At 49.7% G+C, this 13,116-nt stretch carries 10 protein-coding genes and 1 tRNA gene; 2 read left to right on the forward strand and 9 right to left on the reverse strand.

The window, feature by feature from the left end:
- Positions 1-28: 28 nt before the first annotated feature.
- From ACTQ1O_RS00305 to ACTQ1O_RS00330, 6 genes are all read right to left on the reverse strand, one after another.
- Positions 29-1,702 carry a VanW family protein gene (locus ACTQ1O_RS00305; RefSeq protein WP_441485620.1) on the reverse strand — a complete coding sequence of 558 codons (1,674 nt, stop codon included), beginning with the start codon at positions 1,700-1,702 and terminating at the stop codon, positions 29-31.
- A 63-nt stretch (positions 1,703-1,765) separates the two neighbouring features.
- Entirely contained in the window at positions 1,766-2,731 is a 966-nt protein-coding gene (locus tag ACTQ1O_RS00310) for a PfkB family carbohydrate kinase (RefSeq protein WP_441485621.1), read from the reverse strand.
- Positions 2,732-3,544: 813 nt separating this feature from the next.
- Positions 3,545-3,616, reverse strand: a tRNA-Gly gene (locus ACTQ1O_RS00315).
- A gap of 159 nt (positions 3,617-3,775) precedes the next feature.
- Positions 3,776-4,546 (reverse strand): nitroreductase family protein, encoded by a 771-nt coding sequence (locus ACTQ1O_RS00320; RefSeq protein WP_441485622.1) that lies wholly within the window; start codon positions 4,544-4,546, stop codon positions 3,776-3,778.
- Positions 4,547-4,783: 237 nt separating this feature from the next.
- Complete coding sequence (gene rlmD, locus ACTQ1O_RS00325) at positions 4,784-6,046, reverse strand: 23S rRNA (uracil(1939)-C(5))-methyltransferase RlmD (RefSeq protein WP_441485623.1); 1,263 nt, start codon at positions 6,044-6,046, stop codon at positions 4,784-4,786.
- Between the two features lie 151 nt (positions 6,047-6,197).
- Complete coding sequence (locus tag ACTQ1O_RS00330) at positions 6,198-7,064, reverse strand: putative manganese transporter (RefSeq protein WP_441485624.1); 867 nt, start codon at positions 7,062-7,064, stop codon at positions 6,198-6,200.
- A gap of 106 nt (positions 7,065-7,170) precedes the next feature.
- Here ACTQ1O_RS00330 and ACTQ1O_RS00335 point away from each other — a divergent pair, with 106 nt between their 5' ends.
- A complete protein-coding gene (locus tag ACTQ1O_RS00335) occupies positions 7,171-8,643 on the forward strand; it encodes an MBOAT family O-acyltransferase (RefSeq protein WP_441485625.1) in 1,473 nt (490 codons plus the stop codon).
- Between the two features lie 13 nt (positions 8,644-8,656).
- Complete coding sequence (locus tag ACTQ1O_RS00340) at positions 8,657-10,144, forward strand: DHHW family protein (protein ID WP_441485626.1); 1,488 nt, start codon at positions 8,657-8,659, stop codon at positions 10,142-10,144.
- Positions 10,145-10,308: 164 nt separating this feature from the next.
- Here the strand turns inward: ACTQ1O_RS00340 and sdaAA are convergent, their stop codons facing one another.
- The 3 genes from sdaAA to metA all read right to left on the reverse strand — a co-directional run bounded on the left by sdaAA (position 10,309) and on the right by metA (position 13,072).
- Positions 10,309-11,178 carry an L-serine ammonia-lyase, iron-sulfur-dependent, subunit alpha gene (gene sdaAA, locus ACTQ1O_RS00345; protein ID WP_441485627.1) on the reverse strand — a complete coding sequence of 290 codons (870 nt, stop codon included), beginning with the start codon at positions 11,176-11,178 and terminating at the stop codon, positions 10,309-10,311.
- A 148-nt stretch (positions 11,179-11,326) separates the two neighbouring features.
- The gene (gene sdaAB / locus ACTQ1O_RS00350) at positions 11,327-11,998 is read right to left on the reverse strand and encodes an L-serine ammonia-lyase, iron-sulfur-dependent subunit beta (protein ID WP_441485628.1); all 672 of its coding nucleotides are present in this window, start codon (positions 11,996-11,998) and stop codon (positions 11,327-11,329) included.
- A gap of 147 nt (positions 11,999-12,145) precedes the next feature.
- Positions 12,146-13,072 (reverse strand): homoserine O-acetyltransferase MetA, encoded by a 927-nt coding sequence (metA, locus tag ACTQ1O_RS00355; protein WP_441485629.1) that lies wholly within the window; start codon positions 13,070-13,072, stop codon positions 12,146-12,148.
- Positions 13,073-13,116: the final 44 nt, after the last annotated feature.

Below are 13,116 nucleotides of genomic sequence, written 5' to 3' on the forward strand. Positions count from 1 at the left end.
GGATACTGTAGGAATGAAGGTACATTGTTCAATTCTCGATCACATCACTCTCAACAATCGAACCATTGCCGACCGCTGACTGTATCGTTGCCAGATCACCTGTCGCGATGGCTGCCTGAATCGCCTGCAGCGTCTCACTGTCAGCGTTTTCTGTACCGATTGTATAGGTGAACGGCATCATCGAATAGCTGCTGCGATTTACCAGTTCTTCCGAATCAAGCTGCCCGTTGATGTAGATTTCCTTGTAGAGCTCGGCCTCGACGCCCTGTATACCTCCGGATACCGTAATGCTTCCGTACGGTTCGGAGCTGTCGGTCTCGTATTCCGTCTCCACATCCGTCGTGCTGATCGTCCTGCTCTCGAAAGATATCGTCCGGTCAGCATCTCTCGTCTCCTGACCGTAAATATTGAAGGTCAGATAGCCGTTTTTTGTCACCGCCTGTATATAGATCGGTGCGGATGTATTATTCTCAAAACGGAAGTCCATCAGTCCCTCGGAAATCGACGCATCCAATCCTGGTTCGATATATGATACCAGATAGGAGTGGTTGTGCCGTTCCGTCACCTTGAGCTCAGCTGCCAGAACCGCGTCGTAGAGCGTCGTCGTTGTCTGACACACTCCTCCTCCATAAGACTCTACAACTTTGCCGTTTTCATAGGTATCACCCGGCAGGAATCCATATTCCTTTGTGGTAGGACCGATGACCTTCTCCGCGGAAAACTCTTCGCCCGGATACAATACTGTTCCGTTGATATGCTCCGCAGCAAGCCTTACATTGGTATCATGATTTGTATCCCCGGTCTGATAACCAGTCGTAGCACTTCCCAGAAGATCTGTAATCTTTGAAAGCTCTGAGGACTTGTCCGCATATTCGGTTGTGCTGTACTCCAGTGTAATGCCTCCCTCACCGCCGTGCCAGTCGCTGGCAAAATAGTCCATGATTTTCTGAACCGATGCCTTATTGTTCAGTGCTACTCCTGCCTTCCCGGGTGTGAGCGTAAAGGTGTTGTCATCGTTTAAGACAACGCCGTTTGACTGCGGGCTGCAGTTCAGTGCATTGGCATTTTTCGCGAGCACCGTGCTGACATCAGACCGGGACACCGCAAAATCCATGTCGAGAACAATCGGTCCGCCCTTTTCAAGCTGCCTCTCCGCCAGAAAACGTTTGAAGATGTTGCCCTTTTTACCGATCGACAATGCCTCATCGACGACATCTTTATTCGTATATGTAAGCCCGAGCGCTCCGGCCGTTGTCCGCACCTGATTGTCTCCTGCGTGCAGAACAATGACATCATCCGAGAGCTCCTTCAGCCTTGTCTCGACAGCCTTTTCCATCTGACTTCGCGTCATATTTGTCACATTGATGTTGTCGATATAGATTCCGTATTTCTTCTGATTGCCATTTCCGGAATTGTCATTTCCGGAAGAAACGGACCGGATTGCTGTTCCCGGGGAGGAAGATGTCACCGCCTCTGTTCCCTGCAGATTTTCGGCCGAAGACGAAGAAACGGCCACCGCATTTAAGGTGTCCGCTCCCGTCTCCCCCGTATTGTCTGTATTCTCCGCAGCCATCGCCGGGAGAACAAGTGTGACAATCATCAGAAGTGCCAGAATGATGGCGATCACGCCGGCAATCAGCCGGCGTTTCCGCTCCATCCTTTCCCTTCTGTCTGTTTTCTTATGATCGGTTTTTCTACTCATTCGCACACGCAGTCTTCTGAAAATGAAATGTAATTGTCTGCATCAGATGAAAAGGCAGCCGCATCAGAATTTATCCAGCTTCAGGTTAAAGATCTGTAAAACATCTTTCTTTTCGGGCATTGCGGGAATCGCGCCGCGCTTTTCCACGCAGAGGCCGGCTACAATGTTCGCAAATCTTATGAACTCTGCCGCCTGCTCCTGATCGAGATCCTCCGGTCTGATCTTGAACTCGGCAAATCTTGAGAGAAGGCCTCCCCAGAAGGAATCCCCCGCGCCTGTCGTATCGACAACCTTTCTGGTCTGAGAAGGTGCCTTTACCACAAAATTCTTCGTGCGGAGCATCGCGCCGTCCTTACCGAGAGTTACCACGACGCACTTCACTCCTTCATCCAGAAGTGCTCCGGCAGCATCATACGGATCCTCGATATCCGTGAGGAGCTTTGTCTCCTCATCAGACAGCTTCATAATATCCACATACTTCACCACGGAACGCATCTGCGCCTTGGCTTCTTCCTCGCTCTTCCACAGCGGCGCACGGTAATTCGGATCATAGGATATGATCGCTCCTGCCTTTTTTGCCTGTTCTACGGCAAAAATTGTCGCGCTCCTTGCCGGTTCATTGGTGAGTGACAGAGACCCGAAATGGAAGATCTGTGTCTGGTTGATAATGTCCATATTGACCTCGTCCGAACGGATCATGGTGTCAGCTCCGGGCTTTCTGGCGAACGAAAATTCACGGTCACCGTCATGAAGCGTCACAAACGCAAGCGTTGTGAAATAATCAGGGTCAATTCTCAGTCCCTCCGTATTGACATGATTCTCGTCCAGTGTCTTCTTGAGGAGACGTCCGTGCATATCATCTCCGACTTTTCCGATAAAGGCGGTTTTCATTCCAAGCCTGGAAGCCGCAACCAGAACATTTGCCGGAGCTCCTCCCGGATTCTGCTCAAATAGTGTCCTGCCTGCCTCACTGGTGCCGCAAGGCGTAAAATCAATCAGTAATTCACCCATCGCTGTAACGTCGTACATAATATTCTCTCCTCTCGATTTCTTGATTGTGAAACAACATTTATACGAGACACTGCACAATAAAACTTATTGAATAGAATCCATGAATAACAGTCTGGTGCGCATCGCTCATGGACAAGCCTGTGCTCTGTCGCTATGCTTTTTAATAATAGCATAACATAAAAAGGAAAGCACGCATAGACAATTTCGTGATTCGCATTCTCGTGCCGCTGACGCGTCACTTCATCCTCATACCTGCAGCCTTCGAAATTCGCATAACGTCTCTTACATACGCTTCACGACAAGCGGCCTGTCTGCGTTTTCGAAATTTATTGGACACATACTGTATAAGCTACGGATTGCTCCGTGCTTCGCACTCCCGTAATCCTACAGGTGACCGACTTCGTCGGTCTGTCGCGGCGTTCGCCCCACCGCTTCACACTTTGTGTGAGCGGATGCGGCTCACTGTCCGCGCATATTCGCACTTCCGTGCCGCTCACGCGTCACTTCGTGCTCATACCTGCAGCCTTCGAAATTCGCATAACGTCTCTTACATACGCTTCACGACAAGCGGCCTGTCTGCGTTTTCGAAATTTATTGGGCCACATACTGTATAAGTCCCCGCGTCACTTCGCTGCTTCGCAGCTTCCGTGCCGCTAACAGGTATTCGCATTCCCGCGTTGCTTCGCACCGCTCCATGCTCATACCTGTTGTCGTCGCTAATGTTCTTGCCCACTGGTGAGCAAGCTCCCCGTGGGCCAAGAACATTGCGACTGGACTTATACAGTAAAAGAGCTCCGAATCCTGTATAACAAGAATCCGAAGCTTTTGATCAGCGCGAGACGGGATTCGAACCCGCGACCCCAACCTTGGCAAGGTTGTACTCCACCCCTGAGCCACTCGCGCATTTGCTGGTTATAAATGTCAGCTCATCTCTTAAAACTGACGATATTGAGAATACAATACCTGTATCCATTTGTCAATACATAATTTAATTATTATTGTCGAAACTTTTTTGCCGTTGACATAAATATTTTTATGGTTTCCGTATCATGAGCTCATCCTTTAGGTTCTCATGATGGCGCTCAGGACGTATTGATTGTTCGGGAAGCTCTTTTGTGTGATATTCTCCAGTCGGATCAGATCTACATCCAGCCAGAGCTCTTCCGCGGCAATCATGATGTTGGCGAACATGATTCCGAAGTTTACCTCCTCCCACCGATACTTCTCCATATAATCCGCCTTATGTTTCTTTGTGAAAACATGGATCCTGTCGTCAAAAACCACAAATCTCCAGGGCTGAATATTCATCGAGGAGGGGGCATATCTCGCTGCTTCAAGGAGCTGTTTCATCCAGGAACGGGGAATTTCCTTGAACACGCATAATTCATCAAGAGGCAGTCTCTTTGCCTCTCCTTTCCTTCTGACCGGGGATTCCTTGCTTTTTCCAAAAGCCAGAATTCCAATCAGCTTCAAGCTGTCTTTCTGCTGCAGACTGCCGGGAACCGCTGTGCTTCCGACGAAGCATGCACCCAGTCCTTTACAGCACAGATACAGATTCATCTGTTCCATGAGATATCCCATATTCATCTGGCATCGCGCCGTCTCCTCCGAATAAAAGAGAATATAGTACGGTGCCTTTACCCGATGAAGCTGGCGGATATGAAAAGATTTTCTGATGTTGTCACATATCAATATATCCGTTTCAAAATCGCCAAGCAGGTTGGGCAGTTCCGCGAAATGAGAACGGATTTCATTGAGCAGGTCCTCCTCGAGCGGCTCGAATATATATTTATGAACAGATTTTCTTACAAATATTGCTTCGTACAGATTCATGCCCCATCACCCTGAACAAATAATCCGAAATATTATATGTAACATAATTGTAACATATTAATTTATAAATTCAAGGGCAGACATGATTATTTTAAATGTCAGGCAGACATCATTATTTTAAATGTCGGTCACCTGTGGAAGCTGCGAGAGTTGTCAATACCTAAGGATTGCGGGAGTGCGAAGCACTGGGCTGCCCTCAGCCCTTACAGGATACGGCGTTGTTTTCAGCATGGTGTTTTACTGCTGCAGTGCCACCACTGTCTCTATTGATCCGCTCCACGCAAACATATCCACCGGATATGCCTTACCTGCGCGGTAACCGCGTTTTCTGAAATACCGCAGATCTCTGGCAAGAGTCTCCGGGTTGCACGAGATATACACGATCCGTTCCGGCTTCATGGAGGACACGGCATCTATGAAGGTCTCGGTACTGCCCGATCTGGGAGGATCCATAAACAGCACATCCACCTTCTCCCCTGCCGCTGCCATCCTCTCCAGAAATCTTCCGGCATCATCCTGATAGAAACGAATATTCCGCACTCCATTTATCCGTGCGTTATACCTGGCGTCACGCACGGCATCTGCATTCAGCTCTACACACGTAACTTCACCTGCGCTGCCAGAGGCTGCGATTCCGATCGTCCCGATTCCGGAGTAGGCGTCAAACACTTTCTCCCTTCCTGTCAGAGCAGCCAGCTCAATCGCCTTCCTGTAGAGCACCTCTGTCTGAACCGAATTGATCTGATAAAAGGAAGACGGAGAGATCCGGAATTTCTTCCCGCAGAGGATATCCTCGATATATCCCTTCCCGTAAAGGACAATATTCCTCTCCCCGAGAACCATGCTTGTATTTTTTTCATTGAGATTCAGCACGATTGATGTAATCTCCGGATGCTCCTTCCGGAGAGCCTTTACAAAATTATTCTTCGAGGGAAAAATCGGAGATGTCACTACCAGAGTTACGAGAATCTGACCGGTTTTATGTCCGACCCGCACCATTACATGGCGGAGCAGTCCATATCCGGAATCCTCATTGTAGATGGTGATCCGGAAAGAAGGAACCAGTCTCCGGATCGTCCCGATGATGCGGTCGGCTCTCTGGTCTTCAATCAGGCATCTCTCGACCGGAACGACGCGATGTGTTCCCGCCTCATAAACTCCGGATACGATGCTCCCGTCCCTCTTTCTCTGAAATGCGGCATTTACCTTATTTCTGTAAAAATAAGGATAGGACATGCCGGCAATCTTCTCTGTCCGCGCGAGTCCCTCCAGTTCTTTTCTCACCCGGTTCTCCTTTACCTTCAGCTGCTCTTCATACGTAATATTCCGGAATTCGCAGCCTCCGCATTTCCTGTAAACCGGACATTTCAGAAATTCCTCCCCATCTGTGTGCGGTTCTGTTTTTTGGGGCTTCATCTTTGCAGCCGCTTTCTGGTCTCTCAGATATGGCTTCTGATTCTCTGGATTCCGGTCTTTCTTATTAATTTTCTGATTCTTCATAGCAGCTTCTTTCTGTGTACGATACCATCTCTGCACTTCACTTCAGGCGCAGATGACAACGCAGCCGTTTCCCGGTATTGATGATGTTTTCCGGTATTACTAAGGTTTCTCCATGCAACTGACGTTTCTCAAACGGCAGCCGGTTCACGTCTCAGAAGATGATTCCGAGCCGGTCAATCACAAGCCCCCAGAATACGCCGATGAGATAGAGCGCAATTGTGATTTTGATATTATCCTTCATATACCTGCGATCCGAGCGAAACAGGATCAGCAGACCGACGCCGGCACCGATCAACAAGCCGGTCATCATCTGACCGGAGGTCAGGATTCCCTTCAGATAGAGCTCGGTAATTGTGACGGAAGCCCCGCAGTTCGGAATCAGACCGATCAGCCCTGAAAGTGCTACACCCAGCAATGGCTCCCCGGACAGAAAGGCACCGACCCTTTCCTCTCCAATCCCCTCAATCGCAAGTCCTGCAAGAAAGGTGATGATCAGAATGAAGATCGTAATTTCTATCGTATGGCGAAAAGCCGAGAGAAAAATATTTCCCTCCTCGCAGTGACAGTTGTCCTGCTCACAGAGGTCGTGAATGTGGCGATCCTTCCGTGGATGTTTTTTCCGGTAGACCCGAAGGAATGCATCGACAATCAGGCCGGAAATCGCGCCCAGAATAATCTTTGTCCCGATGACAGATGCAATTGTCTTGATATTTACCTGCTCCGAGATGAAGATGGGAAGCATTTCGTCAGACGTTGAGAGAAAAACGGCGAGCAGCGTTCCAACGGTGATCACCCCGCCTGAGTACATGCTTGCCGCGGCTGCAGAAAATCCGCACTGCGGAATCACTCCGGTTGCCGCTCCGACAATCGGTCCGAGACGGCGCGCGCGCTGAAGCATGGATATGGTTTTCTCCTGGGCTCTCTCCTCCAGCCATTCCATCAGGAGATATGTAATATACAGAAATGGAATTAGTTTCAGTGTATCTGTCAGGGTATCTTTCAGTACATCCAGCAGCATAATATCCTCCGATGTCTACTTGACACATATCTGTTTCCATCATAAACTAGCAATGCGGTAAAACCGCCAATGAAAACGCTTATAATAAGATATGATCAGGTGATTTATGACATTTTCCAGTATGTTTTTTATACTCGGCTTCCTGCCGGCATTTTTTCTAATTTATAAAATATTTCCGAAGCAGTCAAGTAGAAACATCATACTGCTTCTTTTTTCTATGCTCTTCTATCTGTTTGGCGGCCTTCGTTTCCTGATTCTTCTGACTGTGGAGGCGTTCGTCGGATGGGCATTTGGTCTCCAGATCGAGAAGGCAGCAGGAAAAAAGAGGCTGCAGAGCAGTCTTCTGGCGGTATCGGTTCTGATTTTTCTTGCAATCCTCGGCGGCTTCAAGTACACGGGTTTTATATTCTCGAATCTAAATCAGACTCTCGGTACCGGGCTGACCGTTCCCTCTGCCGTACTTCCGCTTGGTATCTCTTTCTATACGTTCAAGCTGATTTCCTACACTGCCGATGTATATCATGAAAGAGTATACGCTCAGAAAAGCTTTCCGGTTTTTCTCACCTACGTGATCTGTTTTCACACCATTTTGCAGGGACCGATTGTCCGTTACGCTGATATGCGCAGGGAGCTTAATAACCGTATCATGGACCGCCGCACCTTTTCCGAAGGCATGTACCGATTTTCTCTTGGTCTTGCCAAGAAAACCATCCTGGCGGATCACATGGGAACGCTCGCCGATCAGATGTTTCCGGCCTCCCGGGGAATCGCGGCGGTTTCCCCAGCCTCTGCCATCCTCGGTTCGATATGCTTCACGCTTCAGATGTATCTGGATTTCTCCGCGTACTCGGACATGGCGATCGGCCTCGGCAGGGCTGTCGGATTCCACTACAAGGAGAACTTTAATTATCCCTATATTGCTGCGTCTGTGAAGGATTTCTGGCGCCGCTGGCATATATCTCTGTCTTCCTTTTTCCGGGACTACGTCTACATCCCGCTGGGAGGAAACCGCAGGGGCTTTGCCAGACAGACTTTAAATCTGCTGGCAGTATGGCTTCTCACCGGTTTGTGGCATGGCGCAGACTGGAACTTTATCCTGTGGGGGCTGTATTATTTTGTATTTATTTTTCTCGAAAACCTCATTGCCCATATCCGAAAAGGCAATGCACCGGGCAACGACGGGACCAGACATGCCGCATCGTCGATACCGGTCAGAATCCTCGGACACCTGTATACGATTCTGGTGTTCAATTTCGGATGGGTTATTTTCCGGTTCACGGATTTCAGACAGTTGAAGACAGCGCTCGCTTATTTCCTGAACTGGTCCTCCGGCTGGCAGGATGTCTCCATCCTTCTCACCGTGAAGAACAACCTGTTCATCCTGATACTCTGTGTTCTGGCATCAACCCCGCTGTTTTCCGCTCTCTCCCATCGGGCAGAGATCCGTATGCAGGAAAAACGGGTGTCCAAGAACGGCTTCTATGCTGTACGGCTTGCCTTCGCCGGTATCTGTTTTGTGCTGGCGATCTGCGCACTTGCGGGAGCAACTTATCATCCGTTCCTGTATAACCAGTTCTGAAAGGCTTGCATTCATGAACAATTGTAAGAAAAAAGGAAAAGAAAAAGATATTCATAGCTATCTCAAAAATAATATCCGCTGTCTCAGACGCTGGCAGAAGCTGTACTGCGCAGCCTTCTGCATCGGCTTCGGCGTCTTCGGTATCCTGGGTCTCAATATGGATCTTCGCCCGAAAATCTCTCTTCTGGAAAAAAGGGTCCTTGCAAAACTTCCTCAGGTTTCCTTCTCCGGCATCTGGAACGGAGATTTCTTCGATGGACTCGTGACCTGGTATTCCGACACCTACCCGACACGCGACACCATGCTGACCGTAGACTCGGAGATTGAGAACTGGTACGGAATCCGCGGCACTGCTCTGTACGGAACTGCGTCGAAGTCAGCCGCAGATGCAATCCCGGACACCTCCTCGGTAAGCCTCGCTCCCATCGTAGCGCAGAGCTCTGATGAACAGAACATCACCGGTAACCAGTCTGTTTCCTCTGATTCCGTTTTATCAACGGAAAGTCGTTCCTCTTCCGCCTCTTCCACAGACACCGGATCATCCCGGCCATCTGACACTCCCTCTACGGAGGCACAATCTACAGAGAAGGACGGAACCATTCACGAAGTACCGGACGCAGTCGGTCAGGTCTACATCACCGGAAACCGTGGATTTGATATTTACTATTTTAATCAGGAAAATGTAGATGCATACGCCTCGATGATCAACTCGGTAAAATCCCGCATCGGTCAGCAAGTGAACCTTTACGATATGATTATTCCGACCGGATTCGGCGTGGATCTCAGTGAAGACGTTCAGAAATCGCTCGGAGGATCCAGTCAGAAGGACACCATCAGCTATGCCTATGACAGGATGGATCCATCTGTAAAAAAGGTTTCTATATTTGATACCCTTGCCAGCCACAACTCCGAGTATCTGTATTTCCGGACCGACCACCACTGGACCTCCCTCGGCGCATACTATGCGTATCAGGAATTCTGCAAGGCGAAGGGCATCACTGCTCACTCTACAAGTGATCTTCAGGAGAAGGATTTCCCCGGCTTCATCGGCACTTACTATTCTTTGAGCAACCAGTCCCCCGCTCTTGGGAACAATCCCGATACCGTACAGGCATGGATACCGAACGGAACAAACGAGATGACCTACACCGATCAGAACGGAAACTCATATTCGTATCCGATTGTGGCGGATGCGAGCACCTTTTCATCAGAAAATAAATATCTCGCCTTTATTGCGGGTGATCAGCCCTATGAAGAAATTCACAATCCGGCAATTACAGACGGTTCATCCTGTCTCATTCTGAAGGAATCCTTTGGAAACTGTTTTGTGCCATGGCTGGTTGATCATTATCAGAATCTGTTTGTGATTGATTACCGCTACTACAACGGCAATCTGACACAGTTTGTATCGGATCATCAGATACAGGATGTCATCTTCCTCAACAATACCGAGGCGGTCACCGCAGACCGTGCAGCGATGATGCTGAATCTGTTTCCGTGAAGACCTGACGCCCATCCATGGCAGTAAACAGCAGTCCACGCAGGGATGTTGTTTCATCTGTTTCCGTGAAGACCTGACGCCCAGCCACGGCGGTAAACAGCAGTCCACGCAGGATGTTGTTTCATCTGTTCCCGTGAAGGCCTCCCGTCACATGCGCGCATACCTCAGATACCATGAAGACGTTCTCTGATCTTCTGCCCCTCCGGAGTTGCGGCAAGACCGCCTCTTCCGGTTTCCTTGAGTTCGGATGGAAGGCTTCTGCCGATACTCTTCATCGCGTCGATCACCTCGTCCGGCGGTATACGGCTTCGGATTCCCGCCATAGCGAGCTCGGCAGATGAAACAGCATTCAACGCTCCGATGACATTCCGCTTCACGCACGGCACCTCTACCAGCCCGGCGACCGGATCGCAGACAAGCCCGAGAAGTGAGCTCAGAGCAATTGCGCTTCCATGGATAATTGCCTCTGACGAGCCTTCGAGCAGATAAACAGCCGCGCCGGAAGCCATCGCCGAAGCAGAGCCTATCTCCGCCTGACAGCCTCCTTCCGCACCGGCAAGGCAGGCTCTCAGCGCGATGACACCTCCGATTCCTGAGGCTACATACAGAGATTCTGCCATTTTCCGATCCGGAAAGTGGTATTTTTCCTGCATGGATATCAGGACTGCCGGCACAACACCGCATGATCCCGCCGTCGGTGCCGCTACAATCCGCTTCATACAGGCATTTGACTCTGCCACTCTCAGCGCCCGTTCCATAACCTTTCCGCAGAAATCTCCGACAATGCCTTTCCCACCCTCATGATACCGGCGCATCTTCTGTGCATCAGTTCCGACCAGGCCGCTCGCGGAATACAGATCCGGATCATAGTTGATATCCGAATCCCGCATAGCGGTGTAGATTTCCTCCATTTTGCTCATGGATTCCTCTTCTGAAATTCCTTCCTCTCTGCAATCGTCGAGAATGACTGCCTTCCAGAACGGAATCTGCTGTTCACTGCAAACCTTCACAATTTCTTCTAGTGAATGATACAAGCTTCTCCTCCCATTGCTTATGCACAAATCTGCTGCTCTGTACTTGAACGTTTTCTGTTCTTATCGTTAAATCTATGAAATTTGCAGGCTCTCCGAAACGCCGCGCCTGGACGTTTTCTCTTCTCTATCCCGAGACGGGATAACGCTCTTAATCCCCCTCCTGCAGACTGTAATAAGTCACCTTTTCGATCCCCTCCAGATGTTCCAGCCATTTCAACGACTCACGCGGAATTTCCTGGTCACATTCAATGACCATCACCGCATGGCCGCCTCTTCCCGAGCGATAGAGCTGCATCGTCGCGATATTCACAGATTTATGCTCCAGCATACTGGTCACCTCTGCCACATGGCCGGGCTGATCCAGATTGTGAACGATCAGCGTCGGAAGATCTCCGCTGAAGTTTGCCTCCAGTCCGTCGATCCGGTTAATCATGATCCTTCCCCCGCCGATCGAAGAAGCCTGAACCTCCAGCTTCCGTCCGGACTCCGAAGTCAGATTCATACGGACCGAATTCGGATGTGCGTCTTCTCCCAGATCGATCGCGCCGAAACGGTATCTCAGTCCTTCCTCTTCTGCAATACGGAAGCTGTCCGGAATCCGGCTGTCATCCACCGCGAAGCTCATCAGGCCGGCGACCAGCGCCTTATCGGTTCCATGCCCCTTGCCTGTCGCCAGAAACGATCCGTGAAGCAGAATTTCCACATCGGTGATTTTCTCTCCGATCAGCTTCCGGCAGACATTTCCGATCTTCACGGCGCCTGCGGTATGAGAGCTGGAAGGTCCGACCATCACGGGCCCTATAATATCAAAGATGTTCATTCCCTTCCTCCTGTCTGCGTGATGCTGTGAACATCTGATCCTGTCTCATGTTCTTTGTCATGAAAAACAGCGGCTCCTTCTTCTATACACAGAAAAGCACGGGAAATGATGCAGCAATAGCAATCACTGCATTCCCGTGCTCCTCGGTTATCTGAAATCCGGGGTGCCGTACATATCGTACGGTGTTACCTGATATACATAATAATTGATCCAGTTCGCGTAAAGAGCCGCAGACGTCGCCCTCCAGGTCAGCAGCGGCTTCTTCTCCGGGTCATCGTCCGGATAATAGTTCTCCGGCATAGCGATCTCCATCCCTTTTGCCAGATCCCGTTTATACTCCCGGTCAAGGGTCATGCGGTCATACTCCGGATGGCCCTGTACGAAGACCTTCCTTCCGTCGTCTGCCATTCCAAGGAAAAAGCCGGCCTCATCCGAATCCGTGAGAACCGTAATCTCCGGGTGATGCAGAAGCTCATCCATCGGAATTTCGGTGTGACGGGAATGCGGACAGAGAAATACGTCGTCAAAGCCTCTGACCAGCGGAATCTTGCGCTTATGAATCTGATGCTCGAAGAGGCCGAACATCTTGTGGTCCAGAAGCCTTTTCTGGATCCCGTAGAAATGATACATCGCCGCCTGTGCGCCCCAGCACTGATACATGGTTGAAGTCACATGCTTTTCCGACCAGTCCATGATCTCGCAGAGTTCATCCCAGTAATCCACCTCTTCAAACTCCATCAGTTCAACCGGCGCGCCGGTCACAATCATCCCGTCATAATATTCTCTGCAGATATCTTCAAACGTCACATAAAACTTCTGAATATGACTGATCGAAGTATTCTTCACGTGATGGGAAGCCGGAACCATGAATGTAATATCAATCTGAAGCGGTGAATTTGACAGACAACGGAGAAGCTGAAGCTCCGTATCTTCCTTCAGCGGCATCAGATTCAGAATCAGGATCTGCAGCGGACGGATGTCCTGGTGTATTGCGCGGTCTTCATCCATGACAAATATATTCTCTTTTTCAAGAACCTCCTTGACGGGAATATCATTCTGAATCTTAATAGGCATATGGAATCCTCTTTTCGTATATACAAGTGCTGCATCCTGCGTTC

Source organism: Bilifractor sp. LCP21S3_A7 (assembly GCF_052118825.1).
GTDB lineage: Bacteria > Bacillota > Clostridia > Lachnospirales > Lachnospiraceae > Bilifractor.

What these genes read in the sequence shown, in the direction of transcription:
- ACTQ1O_RS00305 (WP_441485620.1), bottom strand. Translation starts at nt 1,702, where the DNA reads ATGAGTAGAAAAACCGATCATAAGAAAACAGACAGAAGGGAAAGGATG.
- ACTQ1O_RS00310 (WP_441485621.1), bottom strand. Translation starts at nt 2,731, where the DNA reads ATGTACGACGTTACAGCGATGGGTGAATTACTGATTGATTTTACGCCT.
- ACTQ1O_RS00320 (WP_441485622.1), bottom strand. Translation starts at nt 4,546, where the DNA reads ATGAATCTGTACGAAGCAATATTTGTAAGAAAATCTGTTCATAAATAT.
- rlmD (WP_441485623.1), bottom strand. Translation starts at nt 6,046, where the DNA reads ATGAAGAATCAGAAAATTAATAAGAAAGACCGGAATCCAGAGAATCAG.
- ACTQ1O_RS00330 (WP_441485624.1), bottom strand. Translation starts at nt 7,064, where the DNA reads ATGCTGCTGGATGTACTGAAAGATACCCTGACAGATACACTGAAACTA.
- ACTQ1O_RS00335 (WP_441485625.1), top strand. Translation starts at nt 7,171, where the DNA reads ATGACATTTTCCAGTATGTTTTTTATACTCGGCTTCCTGCCGGCATTT.
- ACTQ1O_RS00340 (WP_441485626.1), top strand. Translation starts at nt 8,657, where the DNA reads ATGAACAATTGTAAGAAAAAAGGAAAAGAAAAAGATATTCATAGCTAT.
- sdaAB (WP_441485628.1), bottom strand. Translation starts at nt 11,998, where the DNA reads ATGAACATCTTTGATATTATAGGGCCCGTGATGGTCGGACCTTCCAGC.
- metA (WP_441485629.1), bottom strand. Translation starts at nt 13,072, where the DNA reads ATGCCTATTAAGATTCAGAATGATATTCCCGTCAAGGAGGTTCTTGAA.